Source organism: Robertmurraya sp., assembly GCF_036676585.1.
Classification (GTDB): Bacteria; Bacillota; Bacilli; order Bacillales; family Cytobacillaceae; genus Robertmurraya_A.
Window position 1 is genome coordinate 1 of the sequence record NZ_JAKFCQ010000105.1, and the last position, 22,163, is coordinate 22,163.

General features: G+C 38.0%; 31 protein-coding genes and 1 pseudogene. 7 read left to right on the forward strand and 25 right to left on the reverse strand.

Annotated elements, in window-relative coordinates; translation table 11 throughout:
- Positions 1-222 precede the first annotated feature (222 nt).
- The 6 genes from ACGLXV_RS14570 to ACGLXV_RS14595 form a co-directional block, all read right to left on the reverse strand.
- Positions 223-777 carry a hypothetical protein gene (locus ACGLXV_RS14570; protein WP_391559203.1) on the reverse strand — a complete coding sequence of 185 codons (555 nt, stop codon included), beginning with the start codon at positions 775-777 and terminating at the stop codon, positions 223-225.
- A 389-nt stretch (positions 778-1,166) separates the two neighbouring features.
- Positions 1,167-1,592, reverse strand: a complete 426-nt coding sequence (locus tag ACGLXV_RS14575; RefSeq protein ID WP_391559204.1) for a tyrosine-type recombinase/integrase — start codon at positions 1,590-1,592, stop codon at positions 1,167-1,169.
- Positions 1,593-1,863: 271 nt separating this feature from the next.
- Complete coding sequence (locus tag ACGLXV_RS14580; protein ID WP_391559205.1) at positions 1,864-2,310, reverse strand: GNAT family N-acetyltransferase; 447 nt, start codon at positions 2,308-2,310, stop codon at positions 1,864-1,866.
- 168 nt (positions 2,311-2,478) lie between these two features.
- Positions 2,479-3,180 carry a DNA alkylation repair protein gene (locus ACGLXV_RS14585; protein ID WP_391559231.1) on the reverse strand — a complete coding sequence of 234 codons (702 nt, stop codon included), beginning with the start codon at positions 3,178-3,180 and terminating at the stop codon, positions 2,479-2,481.
- Between the two features lie 74 nt (positions 3,181-3,254).
- Positions 3,255-4,127: an AraC family transcriptional regulator gene (locus ACGLXV_RS14590; protein WP_391559206.1), complete on the reverse strand. Its 873-nt coding sequence runs from the start codon at positions 4,125-4,127 to the stop codon at positions 3,255-3,257.
- A 465-nt stretch (positions 4,128-4,592) separates the two neighbouring features.
- Entirely contained in the window at positions 4,593-5,393 is an 801-nt protein-coding gene (locus tag ACGLXV_RS14595) for a stalk domain-containing protein (RefSeq protein WP_391559207.1), read from the reverse strand.
- A 98-nt stretch (positions 5,394-5,491) separates the two neighbouring features.
- On the opposite strand from ACGLXV_RS14595, the pseudogene ACGLXV_RS14600 reads away from it, so the two are divergent.
- Positions 5,492-5,686 (forward strand): annotated as a pseudogene (locus ACGLXV_RS14600) (transposase); the annotation flags it as partial.
- Positions 5,687-5,952: 266 nt separating this feature from the next.
- Here ACGLXV_RS14600 and ACGLXV_RS14605 read toward each other — a convergent pair.
- The gene (locus tag ACGLXV_RS14605) at positions 5,953-6,348 is read right to left on the reverse strand and encodes an aminodeoxychorismate lyase (protein ID WP_391559208.1); all 396 of its coding nucleotides are present in this window, start codon (positions 6,346-6,348) and stop codon (positions 5,953-5,955) included.
- Positions 6,338-6,718 carry a hypothetical protein gene (locus ACGLXV_RS14610; protein ID WP_391559209.1) on the reverse strand — a complete coding sequence of 127 codons (381 nt, stop codon included), beginning with the start codon at positions 6,716-6,718 and terminating at the stop codon, positions 6,338-6,340. The genes ACGLXV_RS14605 and ACGLXV_RS14610 overlap by 11 nt, the downstream gene beginning before the upstream one ends.
- Positions 6,719-7,043: 325 nt before the next feature.
- On the opposite strand from ACGLXV_RS14610, the gene ACGLXV_RS14615 reads away from it, so the two are divergent.
- Positions 7,044-7,325, forward strand: a complete 282-nt coding sequence (locus tag ACGLXV_RS14615; RefSeq protein ID WP_391559210.1) for a helix-turn-helix domain-containing protein — start codon at positions 7,044-7,046, stop codon at positions 7,323-7,325.
- A 130-nt stretch (positions 7,326-7,455) separates the two neighbouring features.
- Here ACGLXV_RS14615 and ACGLXV_RS14620 read toward each other — a convergent pair whose 3' ends face one another.
- From ACGLXV_RS14620 to ACGLXV_RS14635, 4 genes are all read right to left on the reverse strand, one after another.
- Positions 7,456-8,007, reverse strand: a complete 552-nt coding sequence (locus ACGLXV_RS14620; RefSeq protein ID WP_391559211.1) for an SF0329 family protein — start codon at positions 8,005-8,007, stop codon at positions 7,456-7,458.
- A 143-nt stretch (positions 8,008-8,150) separates the two neighbouring features.
- Positions 8,151-8,438 (reverse strand): hypothetical protein, encoded by a 288-nt coding sequence (locus tag ACGLXV_RS14625; protein ID WP_391559212.1) that lies wholly within the window; start codon positions 8,436-8,438, stop codon positions 8,151-8,153.
- Between the two features lie 75 nt (positions 8,439-8,513).
- Positions 8,514-9,221, reverse strand: a complete 708-nt coding sequence (locus ACGLXV_RS14630) for an SDR family oxidoreductase (RefSeq protein ID WP_391559232.1) — start codon at positions 9,219-9,221, stop codon at positions 8,514-8,516.
- 160 nt (positions 9,222-9,381) lie between these two features.
- The gene (locus tag ACGLXV_RS14635; RefSeq protein WP_391559213.1) at positions 9,382-10,443 is read right to left on the reverse strand and encodes an NAD(P)-dependent alcohol dehydrogenase; all 1,062 of its coding nucleotides are present in this window, start codon (positions 10,441-10,443) and stop codon (positions 9,382-9,384) included.
- 233 nt (positions 10,444-10,676) lie between these two features.
- Between ACGLXV_RS14635 and ACGLXV_RS14640 the strand changes: the two genes are divergently transcribed.
- Positions 10,677-11,222 carry a TetR/AcrR family transcriptional regulator gene (locus tag ACGLXV_RS14640; protein ID WP_391559214.1) on the forward strand — a complete coding sequence of 182 codons (546 nt, stop codon included), beginning with the start codon at positions 10,677-10,679 and terminating at the stop codon, positions 11,220-11,222.
- Between the two features lie 174 nt (positions 11,223-11,396).
- Here the strand turns inward: ACGLXV_RS14640 and ACGLXV_RS14645 are convergent, their stop codons facing one another.
- A complete protein-coding gene (locus ACGLXV_RS14645; protein WP_391559215.1) occupies positions 11,397-11,906 on the reverse strand; it encodes a hypothetical protein in 510 nt (169 codons plus the stop codon).
- A 302-nt stretch (positions 11,907-12,208) separates the two neighbouring features.
- On the opposite strand from ACGLXV_RS14645, the gene ACGLXV_RS14650 reads away from it, so the two are divergent.
- A complete protein-coding gene (locus ACGLXV_RS14650; protein WP_391559216.1) occupies positions 12,209-12,529 on the forward strand; it encodes a YbjQ family protein in 321 nt (106 codons plus the stop codon).
- A gap of 3 nt (positions 12,530-12,532) precedes the next feature.
- Complete coding sequence (locus ACGLXV_RS14655) at positions 12,533-12,757, forward strand: hypothetical protein (protein WP_391559217.1); 225 nt, start codon at positions 12,533-12,535, stop codon at positions 12,755-12,757.
- Positions 12,758-13,190: 433 nt separating this feature from the next.
- Here the strand turns inward: ACGLXV_RS14655 and ACGLXV_RS14660 are convergent, their stop codons facing one another.
- From ACGLXV_RS14660 to ACGLXV_RS14690, 7 genes are all read right to left on the reverse strand, one after another.
- Positions 13,191-13,880, reverse strand: a complete 690-nt coding sequence (locus ACGLXV_RS14660; protein WP_391559218.1) for an ABC transporter ATP-binding protein — start codon at positions 13,878-13,880, stop codon at positions 13,191-13,193.
- A gap of 114 nt (positions 13,881-13,994) precedes the next feature.
- A complete protein-coding gene (locus ACGLXV_RS14665; RefSeq protein ID WP_391559219.1) occupies positions 13,995-14,258 on the reverse strand; it encodes a GntR family transcriptional regulator in 264 nt (87 codons plus the stop codon).
- Positions 14,259-14,262: 4 nt separating this feature from the next.
- A complete protein-coding gene (locus ACGLXV_RS14670; protein ID WP_391559220.1) occupies positions 14,263-15,015 on the reverse strand; it encodes a hypothetical protein in 753 nt (250 codons plus the stop codon).
- Between the two features lie 423 nt (positions 15,016-15,438).
- A complete protein-coding gene (locus ACGLXV_RS14675) occupies positions 15,439-15,795 on the reverse strand; it encodes a tyrosine-type recombinase/integrase (protein WP_391559221.1) in 357 nt (118 codons plus the stop codon).
- A gap of 42 nt (positions 15,796-15,837) precedes the next feature.
- Positions 15,838-16,185, reverse strand: coding sequence for a tyrosine-type recombinase/integrase (locus tag ACGLXV_RS14680; RefSeq protein ID WP_391559233.1), 348 nt, complete (start codon positions 16,183-16,185; stop codon positions 15,838-15,840).
- Positions 16,186-16,369: 184 nt separating this feature from the next.
- Entirely contained in the window at positions 16,370-17,095 is a 726-nt protein-coding gene (locus tag ACGLXV_RS14685) for a VCBS repeat-containing protein (protein WP_391559222.1), read from the reverse strand.
- 347 nt (positions 17,096-17,442) lie between these two features.
- Positions 17,443-17,640, reverse strand: coding sequence for a hypothetical protein (locus ACGLXV_RS14690; protein WP_391559223.1), 198 nt, complete (start codon positions 17,638-17,640; stop codon positions 17,443-17,445).
- 227 nt (positions 17,641-17,867) lie between these two features.
- On the opposite strand from ACGLXV_RS14690, the gene ACGLXV_RS14695 reads away from it, so the two are divergent.
- On the forward strand, positions 17,868-18,248 hold the full coding sequence (locus tag ACGLXV_RS14695) for a lipid II flippase family protein (RefSeq protein ID WP_391559224.1): 381 nt from the start codon (positions 17,868-17,870) through the stop codon (positions 18,246-18,248).
- Complete coding sequence (locus tag ACGLXV_RS14700; RefSeq protein WP_391559225.1) at positions 18,245-18,670, forward strand: lipid II flippase family protein; 426 nt, start codon at positions 18,245-18,247, stop codon at positions 18,668-18,670. The genes ACGLXV_RS14695 and ACGLXV_RS14700 overlap by 4 nt, the downstream gene beginning before the upstream one ends.
- A 213-nt stretch (positions 18,671-18,883) precedes the next feature.
- Here the strand turns inward: ACGLXV_RS14700 and ACGLXV_RS14705 are convergent, their stop codons facing one another.
- The 5 genes from ACGLXV_RS14705 to ACGLXV_RS14725 all read right to left on the reverse strand — a co-directional run bounded on the left by ACGLXV_RS14705 (position 18,884) and on the right by ACGLXV_RS14725 (position 21,885).
- Positions 18,884-19,399, reverse strand: coding sequence for a DUF1036 domain-containing protein (locus ACGLXV_RS14705; RefSeq protein ID WP_391559226.1), 516 nt, complete (start codon positions 19,397-19,399; stop codon positions 18,884-18,886).
- Between the two features lie 294 nt (positions 19,400-19,693).
- Complete coding sequence (locus ACGLXV_RS14710) at positions 19,694-20,317, reverse strand: copper amine oxidase N-terminal domain-containing protein (protein ID WP_391559227.1); 624 nt, start codon at positions 20,315-20,317, stop codon at positions 19,694-19,696.
- Positions 20,280-20,468: a hypothetical protein gene (locus ACGLXV_RS14715; protein WP_391559228.1), complete on the reverse strand. Its 189-nt coding sequence runs from the start codon at positions 20,466-20,468 to the stop codon at positions 20,280-20,282. The genes ACGLXV_RS14710 and ACGLXV_RS14715 overlap by 38 nt, the downstream gene beginning before the upstream one ends.
- Positions 20,469-21,048: 580 nt before the next feature.
- Positions 21,049-21,351: a hypothetical protein gene (locus ACGLXV_RS14720; protein ID WP_391559229.1), complete on the reverse strand. Its 303-nt coding sequence runs from the start codon at positions 21,349-21,351 to the stop codon at positions 21,049-21,051.
- A gap of 120 nt (positions 21,352-21,471) precedes the next feature.
- Positions 21,472-21,885: a hypothetical protein gene (locus ACGLXV_RS14725; protein ID WP_391559230.1), complete on the reverse strand. Its 414-nt coding sequence runs from the start codon at positions 21,883-21,885 to the stop codon at positions 21,472-21,474.
- Positions 21,886-22,163 lie beyond the last annotated feature (278 nt).

Sequence of the window (22,163 nt, forward strand, 5' to 3'; positions counted from 1 at the left end):
TTTCTTCACAAGAGATGGTACAGGAAGGATTTACCGGAACCTTCAATCAATTAGCCGAATACCTAAAGATATAAACCGTTTGATATAGCCGCAGCTATAAAACACCTACCAACGGTGTTTTTTGTTATTTATAACTGCCCAATACTTCAACAACAAAAAGGAACAGCGGTGGCAAACTGCTCCTCAACAATCGATTCTCGTTAGTGGAACAAAAAATTCTTTCTAGGCATGAAAATGACTTAGTATATCGAACCCAACATAGTCCTCTTTTTTAGGGTATCGATGGCGATAATAACAGTCCCAATAGCTAATTACACGGCTTTCGATAGTTTGATAAAACTTTGCGTTCTCGGAGAGAAAAACCTTTATTTTTTCAAAATCAATCAAATAAAGGTTTTCTTTAAAAACTTGTAAAATTTCGATTACATACTCGCCGACTAATTTTATTAAATATGGTATTATCCAAATATCCTCATTGGCAAAACGAATAATCTCCTTAACCTTTGCTTCCCTTACAAACCCATTGTGATGTCTTGTATACAAAGTATGTAATATTTTCTGCTGGTTAAATGGTAGTGTATCTATTAGCGTAGAAGAAGGTTCATCATAATAAATTCGTTCTGGGATATATAGTGTTTCGCCACACGATATCACTTCGGAAAAGTCCGGTGTGTAAGTTAATTCGGATGTTTGCGGAATTAGGTTTAAGACAGCTTGAACATCGTTCCGTAAACATGATGGAAATGCAACCATCAACTTGTTCCTATCCTGTTTCATTTTTTCACCTAACCAATCGTTATCAGATTACTATAATTTTAAATTACGGTATTCATACCCTCAATTTCTTATTCAATTATTCTCCCTTTAATTGAGTAAGAGCCTCCCGGCTCTAAAAAAATCGCTAATATAGTTCTCTTCGACGCTCCCCTCGTAACTGAGCATAAATCTGCGTTGTAAAGGCTTTTTCATGTCCAAGCATACCTTGAATGAAATCTAATGGAGCGCCGTTATCTGAAAGCTGTCAAGCATAAGTGTGCCGAAAACGGTGAGGATATACATTTACAGGAAGTCGTCCGCGGGCTGCAATCAACTTTATAGCGTAACGAAGCGTTGGGATGCTCATCCGCCGAATAGGGTTTCGCTCCGTTACAAAAAGTGCCTCGCAGTTAATCTTCCCGACTATCTAAATACTTTTTCAGCCACACCTTGCATTCCGTAGTAAAATAAACCTCTCTTTGTTTTGAACCCTTCCCGTTTACAATCGCAGATCCGTTTTCCCAATTAATATCTTCTATATTTAATCGATGAACCTCTCCAACACGACAACCTGTGGAATACAGGAATTGTAATAGGGCATGATCTCGGAGGGACTGACATGAAATCTTGAGATGAATAACATCTTCTTCAATCAGGAATTTTGGAATCCTCTTATCGGACTTTGGTTCTTTCAATTTGAGGGTTGGATTTCGTGATATATATCCTTCTTCAAACGCATAGCGAAAAAGGGATCTTATGAAGGGAATACGATGACCCAAACTGCTGGGCTTTAGACGTTCTGACTGCTTTGCGAGATATTCTTTTAGCAATGGCATGGAGACATCTTCTAGCTTCAAATCACCTATTTCACGAATGAGGACAATTAATTGAAGTGAATAAGCTTTTAAAGTATGAGGAATCGAACCCTAGAATACGTTTTTCTGCCTTATATAACTTCCACAAATCACTTAAAATCAAAACAAACCCCTCCCAAGGATTTTTCTCTTCTTGAATCTAGCATTACTGGAATGGGAGGGGGTTAATCAATTTGGGTGTTGTTCAAGTAGCGATCCCCGTTAGCACAGCAACAAAAAGGGTTGCCACATATTAAGAAGCAATTTTTTTAGCAAATAAAATACGATCTTGTCCTGAACCAGCATAATCCTTTCTTAAGGAAACGGAAAAACCCATTGATTTATGGAATGAAATAGAACCTTCGTTGACTGTAGAAGTAATGCACCGAACAGTATTACAACCTAAATTTCGAACCTTAGTAAAAAATAATTCATAAAGTTCTTTGGCTAAACCATTCTTCCTAAGTTCGGGTTTAACACCCACGAAATGTATGTAGGCTTCATTTTGATGTGTTTGCGACACAAATCCAATTAGAAAAGCGGATAAAACTTTATTATCTTCAACAATGAAACTTGTTGACTGGAAATGCTCGAAAAACAACCGAGGCAATAAATGTGTCATCTGTCGACCACCCCACCAATCATTCAAAACATCAATTACTTTATAATAATCTTCTTCAATTATATTCCGAGTTTCCATCAGCAATACTCCCTTCAAAAAGGTGTTCATAGTATAAATTTACAATAACATAAAAAAACAAACTTCTTAATTAAAGTAACCTGCCCAATACTTCAGCAATAAGGACAGCGATGGCACGCTGCTCCTCTACAATCGACTCCCGGTAGCGTAGTTACATTACAAACTATGCTAACACCTTACATTTTTGCGTTTGAAACCAAGCTGTCCTCTATCTATATCCTTTTGAATATTTTCGGAAGCAAGTAGGATACTGCTTTTTTTCTTGCCCCGCCTGACTTCGACTGGACCTACTGCCTTTGCGGTTTCAACCGCCTTATCATGGAGCGGCAAATATGAAATCCCGACTGTGTAGATAAAATTATTCATAGCGGATTTCGTTCGATCAGGAGAATCGTGAATCGTATTTTCTACCTGATCAAGCATACTGGAAATCTTGCTTGCGCTAAATTCACCGTCCGGGCGATTACCCAAAAGCCAGCAGTAACAGCTCCAGCCTGCCGGCATTCTAAGTTCTTCACCGCTTGCGATCCATTTATCAGCAACAACTTGCGCAAAATCGGTTTCCGCCAAAGTTACTGCAACCACAAAATCGGACAGCATATAAAAATACGCCGCATCCATCCAACGCTCAAAATCCGCCTCAGTCATTGTCATTGGGTCCGCAATGATGCCGGCAAAATACATGGCATCGTAGTTCCCGGTGGCGTAAAGTTGCTCGGCCAAAGGCTGATTTTTCTTGATTTTCTTTGCGAGCGGCTTCATTTCGCCTGTAGCCACGCCAAAAAGCGGCTCTTGTGCACCATTTCTTATGTAAGTCTTTTTGATTCGTTCCTTGCCGAGCGCTTGCCCGTTACCACAGCAACGAAGCAGAGGACGGATGCTGCAATCCTGTTCCCCTGCTATCGATCCTCGATAGTTCAGCAATAACTAACTGGGAATATTGACTATTTCTTCAAGACCGGTATCCATATTTCGCTTCTAAAATTTGGTGAAGTCACATCTTTATGCTCGTTCCACAAGATTTCTGGTCCTTCAGTTTGTTCGTAGTTTGAGGACGGAAACCATTCAGAATAGATGCGACCCCAGATATTTTGAAGTGTATCAGGAAATGGTCCGACTGCTTCGAATACTGCCCATGTTGATTGGAGTACTTCAAGTGGCATCAAATTGTCTGGGCATACCTGAGTAGTTGCCACTCCAATATAATGATCAAGCTCCCCTTTTTCCTCCATCCGACCTTCAGAAAAATTGGTAGATGCACTAAGTAACCCTAATGGTTCAACATTGGAAAGCATCTTAAGCTTGTTGATCATATCCAAATCTAAGCTATTCCACATTGAAGCAATTTCCGGGTTAACCCCATTAAAAATAATAGGTACTCTTTTCTTGATTCCTACAATACGAAATGCCTCTTTTTCTTCAATGCGATAGTTCATTTCATTTCCCCCTTTAACCGATAATTGAAAGCTCATTCGTGGATAGATTTTTAAAGTTTGCCCAATATTTCTGGCTTCCGAAGGAGTTACACCGTGCAAACTTTGGAAAGCTCTTGAAAAGGAGTCTGGTGAATTGTACCCATACTTCATTGCCACATCAATAATCCTCACTCCGCTCTGATTAAGCTCGAATGCAGCAAGAGTTAAGCGTCTTCGGCGAATATATTCTGATAATGATACCCCTGATAGTAAAGAAAACATCCGCCTGAAATGATATTCGGAGCAACCGGCCAACTTCGCCACTTCATTAAAGTCAAACTCTTGATCAAGATTTTCTTCAATATAATGTAACGCATCATTAAAATTTTTGAGCAGATCCATTGTTTGCCCCCTTCATCAATAGAATAGCAGGAGTTAAACGTACTCTCCCGACTTTTCATGCACACTTTTTGTAGGGAAGTTCACTCTAATAACATAACAATTTTTGTATCAATTTATTGAGCTATCCCAATACTTCAATAAAAAAGAAAAGACTGCCGAAGCAGCCTTCCCGAGTTATAATACACGATGGTTGAGGTAGAATTTTCTATCCTTCCCACATGAGTACAATTTCATTAGATGGAGTATTATGCTCCCTTCCTCTCTGCATTGCTTGATGCATTCCTTTTCGGAAATATTTTTTGCCTTAAAACTTTATTGATTTTAACACCACATTTTGGCGTATCAGTCAAAGTATTTCCCTTATTTGCACATTGTTTTTATTCTAGAGAGGAAACTTCAATATTATATGTTTCCCGTATAAAAAAACAGTACTAATGATAAAGTGCTGTCTTTTTATTCTTTAATTTAGGCTGCTGTATTGATCTTTTTATTAATACGTAATTCATGTTCTAAAATAGTAATGATTTCTTTCGTTTTTTCTTTGGCCCAATCTACTAAATCTTGGTTTACTTGATCTTTTGCAACATCAAGAACGGATTTGCCTATATTGGTTTTAGAATTGATATCCGCACCATGTTGAAGTAGTAACTGAACTATATCTGGTCTTAAAAATTGTGTAGCTCGCACAAGGGGACTCAACCCATTATAATCTTTTGTATTAGGATTTGCTCCCGCTTCAAGCAGGGCTTTTACAATTTTAACATCCGTTCCTTCCCTCATAGCTTCAATTAACATGGATTGGTCATATGAGTTAACGAAGTTAGGATCAGCACCCATTTGCAAAAAGAGACGAACAGCCTCCAACTCATTTACATTTATAGCGTAATTCAACTTATAATTTAGAGAATAAAAGATGTAGATTTCCTTGGTTCTTGGAAAAAAATGAACTAAACCTCCACTAACTTCTGAAACGAAACGCAAAGGAATAAATGTACGATTATTAATAATTTCTGGAGCCACGTCTAGTTCTAGTATAGTTTCGTTATTTATACTGGCTTCTTTTTTGCCAATCTGCATCTGTAAAGTATCTGAGCCCTTCGTACCTATTATCTTTCGTTGGGAAGAATCCCATTTTACTTCAAATCCAAACCTCTCAAACAAAGTTCTAAATTCTACTAAAGTCCTACCGTTTTTTATGACAGGTTGAACGTTAAATTTAACTTCTTGATTATCTATAAAGACGGTAAGGGGTTCCTTAGCGGACACATTGTTTGATGAAACCACAGCAAACAGAAATGCAAGAAAGATTATATAATGTTTGATAAAAATACCCCCTCAACGAAATTTCCCTTAACTTAATAAGGTATGACCAACGAACAGCTGTAGAGCGAGTGATAGCTTATTTGAAAGAGTTTTTTCAATTAAACAATGTTCGCTACCGTACTGGAAAAAGAGCTAAAGTCCATTTTGATCTGGTCACGCTTGTTTATAACGCATCCAAGTTAGCTGTAGACCGGATTCGTAAGGAGGTGGAAAACTCAAAAAAGGTAGCTGCTTAATTTAAAAAATTCACGTTTTACCCGCTAGTAAAGTCTACAGTTTTTTTAGGAAACGCAATTATGAAATTGATTCAAATTAAATTCGATACCTTTACAAATAAAAAGACCATCCCATCGCGTTCAGAACAGTCTTTAAAGGATTAATAAAAACGTGGATTTTGTTAATATGTATTTGAAACACACCTTCGTTCCATTTTAATTGGTTCGGTTTTTAATTTTAATTGAAATAGCTGCCTCTTTTTGTTAAAGAGGCAGCTTAGCAATGATTATTTCTTGAAAATAGTTGAGATCACATGGTCATAGGTCATTTCACTATTCACTACAAAGATACCTGGGCGTAAATTGTTCTCTAAACCTCTTTTCTCAACATCTTTAGAGAATGTAAAAGCATCCGGGATCATATTTGCTTGTTTGAGCATGTTACCGACATCAATGCTGGTCATTCCTTGTGTTACATTAAGTACTACTTTTGTTACTTCTGCAGATGCAGAGTTGTTTTTCATCTCGTTTTTAGAAAGCTGTCCATTTAGGTTTGTTTGGGTTTCGTTTGTTTTGACAGATGCAGTTGAGACTTCATTTTTGTCAAGAAGGTAAACAGCACCGCAAATGCTTGTAGTAATAAAAATTCCAGCCGCAAAACTGCTCAATAAGTTAATTCTCATTTACAACTTTTCTCCTTCCATCCCTTTCTGTTCGATAAGGAGCAAGCACTTTTAGGATTTCACTCTCAGGTACCTGTTTTTCCTTTGCAATGCTCTTAAAGGAATAGTTGCGTTTATATAAGTCTAGAACTTCAAGCACGAAAACTATTTCATCAGAAGAAAGTTGAATTCCCGCTTCTTTCGAGATGACTTCTATTTGAAGCCCAAGATTCCGAATGGAATCTTTTACTTCAAGGATTTCTTTCTTAACTGATATATGAACCATTTCAATTGCTTTACGTTCTTCTTTTGAGGCTTGAAAAGACTTAAAGTTAGAAAAGATTAGCAACAAAACTGATACCATAAACAAACTGGCTAAAGTCCACTCCATTAAATAATTCCCTCCTAGTTATGAATCCAATTTCTTATTATAAATTTTGATTAGATTCTCATAAATACGACAAAAGTCGTGTTTATTCGACAACTATACGGGAATTTTATTGTTCCTTTGCTATATCCATCTTACTACAGCACCCACAACTGATTGAGCCCTTCCTTTTACCTCCAAATTTTCATAAATTGATTTAAAACAAAGATAGATTTAATTCCATTTCTTTAATTCGTACCAAAATGTGCAAAACACCAGTCAATTGCACATTCTGGTAAGTGGTTAATTTAAGACAAAAGTTTATACAAGATAGAAGAGGTGATAAGGTTTGAAGGAAACAGTCGGAACGAGATTACGTAAACGAAGAGAAGAATTGGGCTACACTCAAAAATCGTTAGAGGAAACAGCTGGCCTGAGCCATGGGGTCATCGCATCATTTGAAGAGGATAATAAGTATCCAAAAAACGGAAACGTACGTTTACTTATCTTGCACGATAACAAAGCGGATGAACCCTATATTACTCTTGGCGAACTTGTCCAAACACAAGAGCAAATCGAAGCCCTACAGAGAATTTTAGTCGTTATAAAAAAATTCAATTCCCCTTCGTAGCGGGCGAAGCAACAATGAACTGCCCTATCCATTGTTGAGCAATCCTGCCCTTTAGCGGAACAAAAAACTAGACTTCCGGAAGTCCAGTTTGTCTAACCATCGATCCCCGTTTAATAAACGGATAAATTAGCTATTCATCTTTTAATCCTTCGACATCACATCTTATCTTATAAAACTCGATAATCAATGGATGTGTGTCCTGAGAAAAATTTAAATCCTTCAATCTTCTTTTACCTAACCTTCTATCGAACATTGAGAAAGCCTGAATAATTATATTTTCGGATTTTAATGCTTCCTCGATAGATACAGAATTATAATTCATGAAGGGTTCATATAAATGATAGCTTTCAAAAATGTTTTGTTTTATCATGATTCCTTCAGCGTCATCTGATGCTTTTATCAACTCTTGTCGTTCCTGTGAATTGAACATTACATGCAAATCTGGGTTATAAGGAATTCCTTTTAACATTTTCTCTTTCCTTATCTGTTGATATAATTTCTCATGTTCAACTGCATACGTAACATCAGAAGCACTTAATATTTCTTTTTTGTCAAATGTTATCCATACTCTACTTGGACTACCGTGGAATTTGCGATATACCGTTGCATGTATTTGGATACGTCCTTTTAATTTATCACATAAAAAACTTTCAAGTTTAGATTTCAACTTACTCCACTGCAACTAAACACCTCATTCCCATTCCTAAGTTATTATTACATTTTTTTCTCTAACTATATTGAACTTTCCTGCCCATTCAGTAATAAGAAGAGGAGCAGCCATCAGCCACTCCTCCACAATAGATTTCCGTTAGCTTAGTAACGGTTTCAAATAATATCGTTTTTTGAACTGGTGTAACAGTGAGTCATTAGTGAAATAGATACCCAACCCAAAATTAACGATAAAAATCCCACTAATACTACGTCCAATAAGAATAAATCAGCCTTTGGATCAAATGAGTAGATTAATGCAAATCCTCTCTCCCTTCCTTTTGCAGATATTCCATTTGTTGAACCTAATAGTAAGGCTGTGTCAACTTGCTTCGGAGGGAAAAGAACAAGATTGGCATACACTGTGTTTAACCAATGTGAATGTGGTGGGATCATTGGTCGCAAAGTAATGATCTGCGCTGATACACAACAATGGTTTAGGATTTATACATGTTCCGCGATCAAGATACCACAATAATGTTACCAATCAATTCGTTTTCCGTCTCTGAAGAACCCGCCATTTGGTCCTTCAGGTCCGATCATCGCTAACCATAGGATAGATTCAGCTGCTTGCTTTGGAGTTCTTAGAGCAGATGGTCCCCCCATATCTGTACTTACCCATCCCGGATCGACCGCATTTATTTTGATATCACCATTCATTTCTGCAGCTACCAATCGTGTCAATCCATTTAGGGCAAGTTTAGACAACTTATAGGCGCCTACTCCTTGATAGGACATTTCGCTCATCGCCCCATATTCTGAGGAAACATTAATAATTCTCCCATAGCCTTGTTTTTCCATGAGGGGAATAAAGGAACGGATCACATGGTAAGCGCCGAAGAAATTCGTAGCCATCGTTTTTTCTAGAATGGATGAGTCCATATTTAACAGCTTTCCATTTGCATCAAAAATCACACCAGCATTATTAATCAAAACATCTAATCTTCCGAACCGCTCATCCACTGTAATCGCTGCCTGACGGATGCTTCCTTGATCATCCACATCCATCCCCACGAACGTAACGTCCAAATCTGACTCCTTCAGCTTTTTGGTAGCTTCTTGACCCTTTTTTGAATCTCGACTAGCCAAAATGACCTTAAAACCATTCAAAGCCAATTGTTTGACCAGCTCATATCCAATTCCTCGATTGCCGCCAGTTACAAGTGCAACTTTTTTAGCCTGTGACAACATCTTGAACTCCTCCATTTCTATAAAAATTGTTTGTGTCTAAGACGAATTTAATCGAAGACTCCTAAAATACAATTCCTAGAAACAAAAGATGGGTCAAGCAATTAAACAAGCTAACCCATCTTTCATCATTTAAGATAATATAAAGCTGTCAATCAAGCTACAAGGTAGATATGTCAATAACGAATCGATAACGCACATCGCTACGGAGAACACGATCATACGCTTCGTCCACTTGGTCAGCACGGATCACCTCAATTTTAGGGGCAATGCCGTGTTGAGCCGCAAAATCAAGCATTTCCTGTGTTTCCTGAATTCCACCAATGAGGGAACCGGCAAGGCTGCGACGTTTCATGATTAAGGAAAACACATGGTATTGATTTGGTTCGGCTGGTGCCCCCACATTGACAAGTGTTCCATCAACACGAAGCAGTGATAAATACGCATTAACGTCGAGATTTGCAGACACCGTGTTTAAGATGAGATCAAAACGACCAGCCAAATCGGTGAATGTAGCAGGGTCACTGGTTGCAAAGTAATGATCTGCTCCAAAACCAAGAGCTTCATCTTTCTTATTTATTGATCGACTCAATACAGTTACTTCAGCACCCATTGCATGTGCAAATTGAATAGCTAGGTGACCAAGACCTCCCATCCCCACAATGGCAACCTTCTTGCCCGGTGCGGCGTTCCAGTGATTTAAAGGAGAGTATGTGGTGATACCTGCACACAATAGTGGGGCTGCCACATCCAAATCCAGCGCGTCTGGAATTCGGACAACAAATCGTTCGGTTACAACAATTTTTTGGCAATATCCACCGTAGGTTGGATTCCCATCGTAGTCTAATGAATTATAAGTAGCGATAAAGCCTTTCGTACAAAATTGTTCCTCACCACTGAGGCAATATTCGCATTCTCCGCAGGAGTCAACCATGCAACCGACACCAACACGATCACCCACAGAAAATTTTCTCACTTCTGACCCTACGGCTGCTACGACTCCGGCAATTTCGTGACCGGGAACCATTGGGAAGATCCCGCCTCCCCATTCATCGTAGGCACTGTGAATGTCGGAGTGGCAAATACCGCTATACTTAATATCGATGAGGATGTCATGTGGTTTTAATTCTCTCTGCTCAATCGTGGTCTTTTCAAATGGTGCTTTTGCACTTGAGACACTGAGAACACGGGTGGCAGTCACATTTTTATGTTGATCGCACATAAGAGACAACACTATCCTTTCTTCATTAGAACTGAAAAATTTTGATGCACATTAATCGATTTTCTTTAGCCAGTTGCGTTTTAAAATATGAACATTGAACGATTAATCAACATCTGTTAATAATTATAATAAGAAACAGATCGCTTTCAATGGTTAAATCAACGCAATTCGTTGATTATTGAACATATCTATAAAAATTGTTGATTATCTTAGGAAAGTCTGGTGACCTAACAATGCCGAAAGTAGATAGAAGAATAGCCAAAAGTCAAGAAGCCATTAAAAAGGCTTTTATTGAACTAATGTCTGAAAAAAGTTTTGATAACATTACCATTCAGGATATTTCTGACAGGGCAAATGTTAACCGAGGAACCATCTATCTTCATTACACAGATAAATTTGATCTATTAGATAAGATCATAGGAGAACATATAAACAATATGAGTAATTTTTGCGAGTCAGCAATTGAAATGGATTTTATAGAAGCGACTGTGCACTGTATGGAATACTTTGAGAGTAATTATTTATTCTTTTCGACGATGTTAGCGAGTGAAGGAGCCTCATATTTTCGTAGTCGGTTCCTTGAGTTTAATATCAAAGAGTTTAAGAAAGATGTGGATCTAACAAAAGGAAAAAATTCTGGACATAATGAAGATGTCATTGTTCAATTTGTTGCAAATGCTTACGTAGGGATAGTGGAATGGTGGTTAAAGAATGGAATGCCTTATCCACCTCGTGTTATGGCAGAACAAGTAGGGGATTTATTAGAGAGGATTGTATAACTAATACCTTCAAGTATCAATAAAACAAGGAGCAGTTCCACAGACACTGCTCCTTGTTCGATTCATCGTTTTATTAAGCTATGCTGCCCTTTAGTTGAGCAAAACAAAAAGGGAATCGAGTCACCCTAGTGAAGCTCTCGATTCCCGTTAATTAAACAAGACGTTTGCTTTATTTCAATTAAGTGGAACTTTAATTTTTTCTTCTAATGCTTTGGATTTCTCCATAAATGAATTCCAATCATTGCTTATTGTTACATTTAAACCTAAGCCAACTTCTCGAAGTTTTATCTGTAATTCTTCAAAATTATTTATATCCGCTTGAGTTAATGTAGCGAAATTATATAATCCATCGTGTGGATATTGTCTTAGTTTAGAAGACAGTTCCTCAAGTATTTCTTTATCATCATTGGAAATCCACCCTAAATATTTTCCATTGCTTATTCCAAGATAAAGACCATCCAAAATGTCTCCTAATTCAGTTGTCACCAAATTAGGTTCTGACCAGTTGTTAGCCTTTTGGTGTGCAATTAACCCTTCCAGTTCAACCAAATTTTCTTGTACTTCTGTGAAAAATAGTTGCTCAATTGCAAAGTCAATTTTTACATATCCCCAAATAACTATTAAAATTAGAAATAAGTTTATAGTTATAGAACCTCTAAAAATCATCTTTTGTTTGTTACTCATTTGATTCCCCCTGCTTTAATATTAGCATAATTATCCAATTATGAACTTATTTCCTCTACAAAACAACATTACTATACTATAGAATCCTGATAGTTCAATAAATAATCCAAATATCATTCATGTGAAAAGCCCTTCAGATTACATTCAGAATAGCTAAAAATTTAATCAAACTTCTCTTTCCAGGGTTTATTCCTATGTATTTTTCTAGATGCTTTGCTGTTGCTATAAAATTAATGGTACTTATATCCAAATCAAAGTAGAATAAATATGTAGTAATCATTTTTGTTAAGGAGCGGATCTATATGATCATCGTAACAACGGAGAATATTGCTAATCATAAAATTACAGAAGTGTTAGGTCCAGTATTTGGTTTAACTGTAAGGGCAAGAGGAATTGGTAAAGATATCATGGCTTCTCTAAAGGGGCTGGTAGGCGGAGAAATAAGTCAGTATACAGAAATGCTTGAAGATGCCAGAAAACAAGCAATCGACCGTATGGTGAAAAACGCAGCGACAATGGGTGCGAACGCTATCATTATGATGCGCTTTGACTCTGGTGAAATCGGCCAGAATATGAGTGAAATTGTCGCATATGGAACAGCTGTTATTGCGGAAAAGGAATAACTGATGAAATGGATATTAGGATTTTATGGTATCCAACTCTTTATTCTGCTTATTTTAATCTTCGGATCCTGGCTCATTTGGGATCGCCGCTTCAAAGCAAAACATGGGCAACAAGTACCTAAAGGCTACGTCCGAACTAATGAGGTATCCATTGATCCAACCACAAATAAAAGATTAGTCGTTTATTTCAACACGGAAACCGGAGAGCGCTTTTATAAAGAAGAATGAAGCAAGTGACCGACAGCAACTAATGGAATAGGGTTCTTAGAAAGTGGTAAACTGATTAAATTAAAAAGGAACCTGTATTATTTTAAGCTAAACATGCTCCTTTTCATTTTTATTCTTATTTTAAAAAAGCCCCTATTTATGTTACGGTTCACCTTGCTTGATGTTAGACTAAACTCCCGTTACCGCCGCAACGAAGCATGGGGCGGAAGCCTATTCGTCCCCCTGCTATCGATCTCCGTTAGCTCAATAACCTACTCATTTAAGCGTTTATTAAAAACTAAAATCCCATTAAGGCATTTTCATTAGCGGGTTGAATTAAAATTTTTTTAGCTAAATGCATTTGGGTAATAGGCACGTAACATCTCATTCATATTCTCTGTATCTTCAGGATCATGCTTATAAACTTCCTCGAAGCAATCAATTCAGTGGGGGATTATTGATAGATTTTTGTCATCCATTCAACGATCCCCATGTTTTGTTCGCTGCGCAGCAATTCCACGTTATGATGTCCAATAATATGTCCATCTTTGATCGCAATCACTTCATCAAGAATCGTTTCAATTTCATTGATTTCATGAGTCGTGATCAGCACGATTTGATTCTCAAGATCAACGAATTCAATTAATCCCTTTACAATGGAATCGCGAACCATCGGATCAAGACCGGAGAGAGGTTCATCCATTAAAATGACAGGAACTTCCCGTGCAAGGGTAAGAACCATTTTTAACCGTCCGCGGTTTCCTTTGGAAAGGTTTTTTAGCTTAGCGTTCGGGTCCAATTTCATGAATGTCCGGATTTCTTCCGCTTTCTCTCTATTTAAATCCGGGAACTGTGATGCATAAAAATCAATCGTTTGATCGACATTGTAAAACCCGTAATATTCATCCGACTCCGATAAATACGAAACTTGCTTAGCGATACGGCGATCGACTCTAACCCCGTTTACGGTAACACTCCCTTTAGATGGTTGAATGAGACCCGCTATTAATTTTAATGTCGTTGATTTTCCACTACCGTTTTCTCCAACGAGCCCAACGATTTTCCCCTTCGTCAGTTCTAGATTAACGTCATCGAGAACAACTTTGGTCATAAATTTCTTGGTTACTTGATTAAGCTTGATCATTGATTGGCATCCCCTTTACTGTGATGCAAAAATATTGGGAGTCCCATTTCGATTTCTTGGTTAAAGAACCCCATGGCATGCATGCCTTGGAAAAATTGTGAGATTTTCTCCTGCTTAAACCGTTCTCTCATCTGGTTTAATATGCCTATATCTTTCGGTGACAAACGTGCCTTGCCCTCGTCTCGTCTCCACCGTTCCCATCCCTTCCAACTCTCGATAGGTTCGTTGTACCATGTTAGGATTTACTCTAACCTGAATAGCCCTCTCTCGCACGGATGGAAGTTTGTCACCAGGCTTCATTTCACCGCGCAGGATCTGCCCGTTAATTCGATCTGCCAGTTGAAGATAAATGGGGTGTGATGAATGAAATTCTGTCATTTCTTTACACCTCAACTTTTCGGTCCAGTATCCAACAAGCAGCGAAGAAAAGTAAAAGAACCATTGCTCCTTCCATGACATAGGCACCCAAATAGAGACTGAATGGCTCGGTATCAATCATCATTTCTGGGCTATATTCCAAACTTTGAATAAAATTCATGGCTTCAATCATGCCCGTAGCTTGAAATTCACCCCACATCGTAAGCCGCTCATATATTGGAGACTCTAAAAGCCAGTTATATAACGTTCTTGTTGCAATTACAATGATGAAGGTGGATAGAATACTTAAAAATCTGCCCAGTTTGCTAGCGATGATCATATAGACCCCCCAGTAAAACAAAAACCAACTAGCAAAGCTAATGGAAACTACGAAAAGCTGAACTGCACTAAAAAGTCCGAAGTCTATAATGGTTGACCAAGGCACTGGTTTGAGGATGTTGGCTGATAAATGTAATGCTAGAAGTAAGGTGATTCCAATGATCGCCTGCGTGATTAACATGGAAATAAGTCCGGCAACCACCTTTGATGATAATAGCGAGGAACCTGTCATGGGATTATGCAGCCATAAATGGAGTTTTTTTCTTTCCGATCGCAAGCTAAAAAACAAGTAATAAACTAAGTAAAACGCTTGAAAACCCGAAATAAAAATAGATACTCCGAGAACAGCTTCCCACTGGTACCCATACTGAGAGCCGATGTAATAAGCAACACTTGTAATAAGAAGAAAGGCGATCAAAGGGAATAGAAAGGCTAGCAAATACAACTTCACCTAGTCCACGTAATAATCGGCTAGTATGAAAAACCTCAGATATGATTTCGGATATTACCAACCACTTTACTTCATTCTCTTTTTTTAGCGTTATATAGAAGTCGTACAAGGAGGAAAGGTCTGATATACCGATAAATAAACACGCTAATCCAAGAAACAAAATAATAATATCTTTATTTACTATAAAGTCTGATAAACCAATAAAAATACAAATAACGAAGTTGGTCAATGCGAGAAAGAAAGTATAAATCCATATTGTTTTCGTGTCCATCACTATTGCACCTTCTTAACTCATTTAACTTACATGCTTTGCTAATCATACTCTTTTTAGATAATTAAAGTTACATCCAATTACTGTAATTATTCTCCCTTTAGCGCAAAAAGGAGCCATCTGGTTCCTAGAAATATCTTTTATATAGTTCTCTTCGGCGTTCCCCTCGTAAACTGGGCATAAATTTGTGTTGTGGAGGCTTTCTCATGCCCAAGCATTCCCTGAATAAAATCTAATGGAGCTCCATTATCCAATAGCTGACAAGCGTAAGTGTGTCGGAAGCGGTGAGGATAGACATTAACAGGAACCTTGCTATGAGCTGCGATCAACTTTACTGCGTATCGGATGGTAGGGATGGACATCCGACGAATTGGCTTCCGCTCTGTTACAAAAAGAGCCTCACAGTTATCTACCCGACTATCGATATATTTTTTCAGCCATACTTTGCATTCCTTCGTAAAGTAGACCTCTCTTTGCTTTGAACCCTTTCCATCCACAATTGCCGATCCATTTCCCCAATTGATGTCCTCTCTATTAAGTCAATATACTTCTCCAACTCGACAACCTGTGGAATACAGGAAGTGTAAAAGAGCATGATCTCGAAGAGACTGACAAGATATTTTGAGATGAATGACATCTTCCTCAATTAGAAACTTAGGGATTCTCTTATCTGCCTTTGGTTCTTTTAGTTTGAGGGCTGGATTCCGTGGTACATATCCTTCTTCAAACGCATACCGAAAAAGGGACCGGATGAATCGAATTCGATGTCCGAGACTACTTGGTTTCAAACGCTCCGACTGTTTAACCAGATATTCTTTCAACACCGGTAAGGATACCTCATCTAGTTCTCGATCAGTGATTTCACGAATAAGAACGTTTAATTGCAGATAATAGGCTTTTAATGTATGAGGACTAAACTACCACTCAAGATTCAATTGAACGATCGTGCTCGCAATATTAAACAAAAAAGTGGGGAGAAATCCCCATGCTCTCCCCGATTCCGACCAGAAACTGCCCGTTTCCAATGGGCGGTCCCCCTACGTTGCCACTCCCTAGGGTGAATCGCCCCTATTACCTTTGCAACGACCCAAAGATCGCCACTTGCTGATTGGCCAGTGCAAACTGATGCCCGTTCCACTTTAATTGCGTCACCACATAGCCTAATGAATCTGCATGGTATCTCCCAGCAATCTGTTGATACGCCAACAGGTCGTATACACCATCCGAATTGTAATCTATGGGATAGAGGCCGCTGATGGGGTCTACCCATCCACTAATCGGCTGCTTTAATTTCCCGTTTCGATCGTATATTTCATTTAAGTACTCAGGACCCTTGAGGGTTAGGTCGATCAAATACTTGGTCTGATTCTTTTTGCTGACGACTTCAACTTTGTAATTATCCTTATACGTCACGCTATATTGATACTGCTGGTTAAAGACATCTGAGTCGAATAGCAACCGCGGATGGTCTTGAACGTAAGAATAGATATAATCGTAGGTTGTTGCACCGCTGCCCCCTGACTGAATTTGAACAAAGATATCGTCAACGCCATTCCCTGTAAAATCACCCAAAAACAATGTGGGGTTATACCCTACGTTGTCTTTTAGGGGTATCGTCCCTTGGGCTCCTGTGGCACCATTCTGGATCCCAAGGGTAATCTGTTCAACTAGCCCACCTTCGGAGATTTTATTTCCTGTGAGATATACAAAATCAGGTATTTTGTCACCATTTACATCCCCTCTAGCATGTGCGACAACACCTAGACTCCTCATGTTTGAATAATAATAATGATACATGTCCAGCTCCCTCCCCTGTTGGATTCATGATGTAGTAGCCTATGCAAGACTGGTGTAGAAAGTTCGTGGATTTTCGATCAAAAATTCTACACTCAATAAAAAAAGAGCATCACTCGCTCCCTTTTTAGTCCATCATTATAGTTTTGTCGAGATCAGTTTTGCTACTAACAGCAACTAGATCCCCGCTGCTGTCAGATTCGGACATTATCCTTCCCATATACCTACATTGTTTCTGAAGATGAGTTTTATCTAAAGGTATAAACCTAGAGTATCTACTGTATGCTGCTAGTTTTTCCGTCTTTGAAAAAACGTCATTTTCATTATGGAAAGACAAAACGATAGCCTTCCTAAAAGATATATTGTCTACCAATATGAACAGGTATGTCCTGATCATCCTTAATTTCGGTTTCCATAAAGAAAAGTGGTTCGCCATTCGGAACTTCAAGGAGCTTGGCTTCGTCATCGGTTGCTCGTCTCCAACGACGTATCGCCAGGGCGGGACGGGTTGATATGATGCTTCTCTCGTAAGGTTTCATAGAGTGCATCTTCTAAGTCCTCCCACTGCAAAAAGTAATATTTCTTATAAGAAAAGCTGTTATTCTCTAGCATCTACGATTCTTCTCCAGCCATTTGTCTGTTTTGCTTTTTTATTAAATTATGGAATCCCTTTAGCGGAATAACACGATTCCTTTTGTACCCTATGATGTGTGTTATAATGTGGTAATAAATACCAGGACGATACATTCCTAGTCGATAAAAAAGAGGGATTTACTTGCTTGATAAAGTATTGATGATATCTGTTTTCACATTCTTAATACACGCAATAGAAACATTGTCATATTCAGTAAGATTAGCAGGGACTCGAACATCACAATTAGCGGTTTCGTTGTCTCTCTTTAATATCATCGTCATCTTGTCTAGGACAGCTAACATGGTTCAAGCACCGCTAACAGCTAGTCTTGTGGATACTGCAACAAAGACAGGGGATTTATCCCTATTTGAGAACCAATTTCGTATTATCCTTGGTTCTGCATCTTTAGGAACGATCATGGGTGCCATTCTAATCCCTACATTCATTTCTATCTTTTCTAGAGCGGTTGTCCATTTAGGGGTAGCAGGAGGGTCTGTGCCACTAATGGTAAGAAGGATTTGAACATTCATCATCTTCATCTTGCAACTAAACATTTCCGTTTCCCGAAATGGCGAATGCTTTCCCGATTGAGAATCGGGGGGATTCCAAAACGTCTATTCGTACTTAATATCTTAGCGATTGCCATCTATACAGTTGGGGTATTAGCTGCTCAATATGCTTCTTTGCTTACTGAATATAGCACAACAGCTCTAATGTCATCTGGATTAATCAATTGGTTTGCTACGATTATTCTCGTTCTTTTTGTAGACCCCCAGATTGCCATATTGACCGATCGTGTAATGAAAGGAACAGAGAATCAAACGAAAATGACTAAAATAGTTGTATTTCTTGTCTTTTCAAGATTAATTGGTACTTTACTTGCACAATTAATATTTATATACGCTGCATACTATATTGTATGGATGACCAAGTTCTTTATTTAGATATTATGCTCTTTTTTTGTTTCATACCAGTTATCCATAGGAATTATATACGTTCCTATTATTGTACTGCCACGTTACTCAATAAAAAGAAAAGAGGCTGCCGTCGGCAGCCTTTCTTACGATATTGATCCTCGTTAGCACAATAACTTGTTCATAATTAATACTAATTTTTATCGCTAATTAAGATGACTAAGAGAAATAAATTACCTTTTTCTAATATTTCTCTTTAATTTTCTTTTTCCGTCTCCTAGAAAATATCATCTGTTTATTAGCTGATTTAAGTTTACCTTGTTTATTCGTTTTATTGATAATATTCTGTGGATATTTTCGAGATTTAAGTCGTTTTGTAGGGAGTACTATCTGATTGTTACTTGATTTAGATTTTCTTAGGCTACTATTCAGTGTCAATATGATTTGTCTGCCGCCACTAGCGTTACGGGTTTCAAAAAATCCTACCCTTTTACAGGGGGTGCAGTTCGCTATCCAGCACATATCAAAAGCCTCATCAGGGACGTCGGTGAAGAACGGACCTCCCCACTCGTTTCCGAAACGGTCAAAGGCGTATACGTAAAGAGCTGTATTGGCACGTCCTCCAAAAACCGTCGCGTACCTACCAGGCTGAATAACGTACCAACCTCTCTTTCCAAAACGAGGAAAACAGCCTTCATTAGGGTAGCCGACCGCAACATTTATGATATTAGGGGTACCATTTCTAATCCAAAGAGGCATCGCCATCGCTCCTTTGTTGAATAATTAATCTTTCTTTACAGCTTATGAATTTTTTCAACAAAAGAAATCAGCAAAAGTTGATTTTCAAAACCTATTAATAAATAAAATGAACGATGAAAAAATATGACAGTATTTAGTCTATTTACATCTTCAAACCTATTTAACTATTCTCCCATTAGCTCAATAAAAAAAGAACAGTGATGGCACACTGTTCCTCAACAATAGATCCCCGGTAACGGAATAACTTATCCTAACGTGGAAAATTAAATTAATTTATATTTCATATTGATGACCTTACTCGCCCTCTCTTGTAAATTCCATTGAAGGGACTAGATAATGAAACCCACCATAACCCGTACCGTCTTTAAATACGGTAGCTGACAGTGAACCGATGGTACCTACAGGAAGGGAGAATTTCTGTCCGACCTTATAGACCTCATTAAGGTATACGCTGATTACTTTTCCGTTTGCATCCTTGTATCGGTAGGTAGCGCCCCAATAATACCCTTTAGGAAGCGGAGTTAATGCTCCTTCGAGTTTACCGTTCACTAATTTTACGGTCTGTAGGAACGGTTCTCCCATTTTATTATATCGAGCACTTAAAATCTGAGAATTCGTTTTTCCGATTGGTCGAGTAATCGTTACTAAGTTTGTTTTATTATCCCACTCAACTGTGGCGTACATTCTTTCACTAACAAATCTCAAAGGAACGTATATACGATTATTGCTTTGGAACGCTTTCGTATCAATTTTGGTTTGGATCCCGTTCACCTTAACAATATCGGATCCGAGGGTTATTTGAATCGTCGTTGTATAATCTTGTTGAATTGTCGCTTGTTTCTTTTCAGCGTCCCAATTGACTGTTGCATTTAATTTCTCACTAATAAACACTAATAAACCGGATCGGAACCAAGACACGATTTGCCTTTGTGTCATAGTAAGGTTGAGCATCGAACTTCACTAATTCTCCATTTACCTTTACTCCAACGTTTTTAACGGTAGATGCTGCTTGCCCAGAATTACACATTAACATCGATGATGCGATTAAGGACAAGATGACTTTTTTCATATAAACTACCTCTCTACTTTTTCTGTCTAAAGGTAAAGATACGACAACGATTTTAAAATTCCTTTACTTGTAAAATTAAACGCTTTCTATCAGTATTTATAGTATTTAATAAACCTCAAAACCTAAGCAGTTGTTGAAGTATCCTGCCCGTTACCATCGTAAAAACAAACGGAGGATCTGGCTATGTCGCTCCTCCACTATTGATCTCCGTTAGAATAAAAAAATTAACACTGAACATGAAAGAGCCAAAATAAAAAAAAACAGATGACGTGAAGATGTCACCGCTTTGTAAGAATATAATCAAGCAAAAACGTAATGGGTGTAGGCACTTTGATGAGCAGGTCAATGACTCGTTTCTTCCCTATTTGAACAGCTATTATCTGCCTAAATACAGTTTTGGCTGTCATTCAGCATTTGCTTCACTTCACGTCGTTCTGCCTTGGTAGCTCCGTTGCCAGATCATTTAATTTCTCTATGTTTTGTTATAGTGGTCAACTTGTTCAGCCATTGATCTCCGTTTAGCTGAATAAAGATTTGTTTCAAAAGCACTTTTCGTTATACAAATGATATTCTAATTTTGCTACTCGAAAAGTACAAAGGTATTCTCTAACCCAATCATATATTTTAAAGTTTTGCCTAATGCGTAATGGTTTGGTGTATCCTTTTTTATTACATAAACAATATTACCTGCTTCTCCTTGTGACAGGTTAGTTAGTTGTAAGTAGTCACCATTTCCAAAGATATACGAAACTAAATAGACATAGTAATCATCTTTTCTCTCCATAACATTTAAACCGACATTGTATACTTTAACTTTTGTACCTGCCCAAATTTTTTCTTCGTCTTTTATATTTACTAAAGGAATCCACTTATCTCCTTCCATTTGACACCTCTATACTATTAATTGTTATTTAAACTATACTCCCAATAGCTGACAAAAGAACTGCCGAAGTAGCGCATATCGAAGTAAAGATCCCTGTTAGTTCAATAACATTGATTTAACTCACTCTATTATGATTTCTTTCTCTGCGATAGTTTTACCGCTAACGTACCAAGTAAGTCGATACTTTCCTACCTTTTGTTGGATGGGATGCAAACTCACAACAGTAGAATATCCGCTAGGAGTTACATCACAATCTAATGCGATGTTGCCGTTGAAATCCGTCACTACTAATCTTTGCGAGACACTACTTGTATTCCCCATACGATTCCATACGGAAAATAACAATTGAGCATCGAGGGTGGGAGGACTACTTTTAGGGAATCGATCATCCCTACCTACAACTAGATCAGGGTTTAACATTCCCATTTGACCAACATAAATTTGATCTGTAAGGGTTAATTGAAAGAAGTTTATTCCAAAGTAACCCACTCCCAATACTAATAGTAACAGGATAAGGAACCTTTTTTTCTTCACTTCATCCACCTCCTTTTTAATTCCTACTTACTAAAGCATAGATATCCTCATTTTTTGAATCTTGCCGAACATTAATAGACGGACTAATTGATGATAATGTTGCGGATAACTGCCCAATAGCAGAATAACAAGCAAAGGCTGCCGGAGCAGACTACTTTGAAAGACGTCAGGAAGATGTCATCGTTAAAAAGACGGTTCGTAAGCTGGAGAGTCTAGGTTGACCGTCAACTTGTCCACCCCACAAGCCTCCTAAAACTGCTCATTCCTACGATCCTTCA

What these genes read in the sequence shown, in the direction of transcription:
- ACGLXV_RS14570 (WP_391559203.1), bottom strand. Translation starts at nt 777, where the DNA reads ATGAAACAGGATAGGAACAAGTTGATGGTTGCATTTCCATCATGTTTA.
- ACGLXV_RS14575 (WP_391559204.1), bottom strand. Translation starts at nt 1,592, where the DNA reads ATGCCATTGCTAAAAGAATATCTCGCAAAGCAGTCAGAACGTCTAAAG.
- ACGLXV_RS14580 (WP_391559205.1), bottom strand. Translation starts at nt 2,310, where the DNA reads ATGGAAACTCGGAATATAATTGAAGAAGATTATTATAAAGTAATTGAT.
- ACGLXV_RS14590 (WP_391559206.1), bottom strand. Translation starts at nt 4,127, where the DNA reads ATGGATCTGCTCAAAAATTTTAATGATGCGTTACATTATATTGAAGAA.
- ACGLXV_RS14605 (WP_391559208.1), bottom strand. Translation starts at nt 6,348, where the DNA reads ATGAGAATTAACTTATTGAGCAGTTTTGCGGCTGGAATTTTTATTACT.
- ACGLXV_RS14610 (WP_391559209.1), bottom strand. Translation starts at nt 6,718, where the DNA reads ATGGAGTGGACTTTAGCCAGTTTGTTTATGGTATCAGTTTTGTTGCTA.
- ACGLXV_RS14635 (WP_391559213.1), bottom strand. Translation starts at nt 10,443, where the DNA reads ATGTGCGATCAACATAAAAATGTGACTGCCACCCGTGTTCTCAGTGTC.
- ACGLXV_RS14640 (WP_391559214.1), top strand. Translation starts at nt 10,677, where the DNA reads ATGCCGAAAGTAGATAGAAGAATAGCCAAAAGTCAAGAAGCCATTAAA.
- ACGLXV_RS14645 (WP_391559215.1), bottom strand. Translation starts at nt 11,906, where the DNA reads ATGAGTAACAAACAAAAGATGATTTTTAGAGGTTCTATAACTATAAAC.
- ACGLXV_RS14650 (WP_391559216.1), top strand. Translation starts at nt 12,209, where the DNA reads ATGATCATCGTAACAACGGAGAATATTGCTAATCATAAAATTACAGAA.
- ACGLXV_RS14655 (WP_391559217.1), top strand. Translation starts at nt 12,533, where the DNA reads ATGAAATGGATATTAGGATTTTATGGTATCCAACTCTTTATTCTGCTT.
- ACGLXV_RS14660 (WP_391559218.1), bottom strand. Translation starts at nt 13,880, where the DNA reads ATGATCAAGCTTAATCAAGTAACCAAGAAATTTATGACCAAAGTTGTT.
- ACGLXV_RS14665 (WP_391559219.1), bottom strand. Translation starts at nt 14,258, where the DNA reads ATGACAGAATTTCATTCATCACACCCCATTTATCTTCAACTGGCAGAT.
- ACGLXV_RS14685 (WP_391559222.1), bottom strand. Translation starts at nt 17,095, where the DNA reads ATGTATCATTATTATTATTCAAACATGAGGAGTCTAGGTGTTGTCGCA.
- ACGLXV_RS14690 (WP_391559223.1), bottom strand. Translation starts at nt 17,640, where the DNA reads ATGCACTCTATGAAACCTTACGAGAGAAGCATCATATCAACCCGTCCC.
- ACGLXV_RS14705 (WP_391559226.1), bottom strand. Translation starts at nt 19,399, where the DNA reads ATGCCTCTTTGGATTAGAAATGGTACCCCTAATATCATAAATGTTGCG.
- ACGLXV_RS14715 (WP_391559228.1), bottom strand. Translation starts at nt 20,468, where the DNA reads ATGAAAAAAGTCATCTTGTCCTTAATCGCATCATCGATGTTAATGTGT.
- ACGLXV_RS14720 (WP_391559229.1), bottom strand. Translation starts at nt 21,351, where the DNA reads ATGGAAGGAGATAAGTGGATTCCTTTAGTAAATATAAAAGACGAAGAA.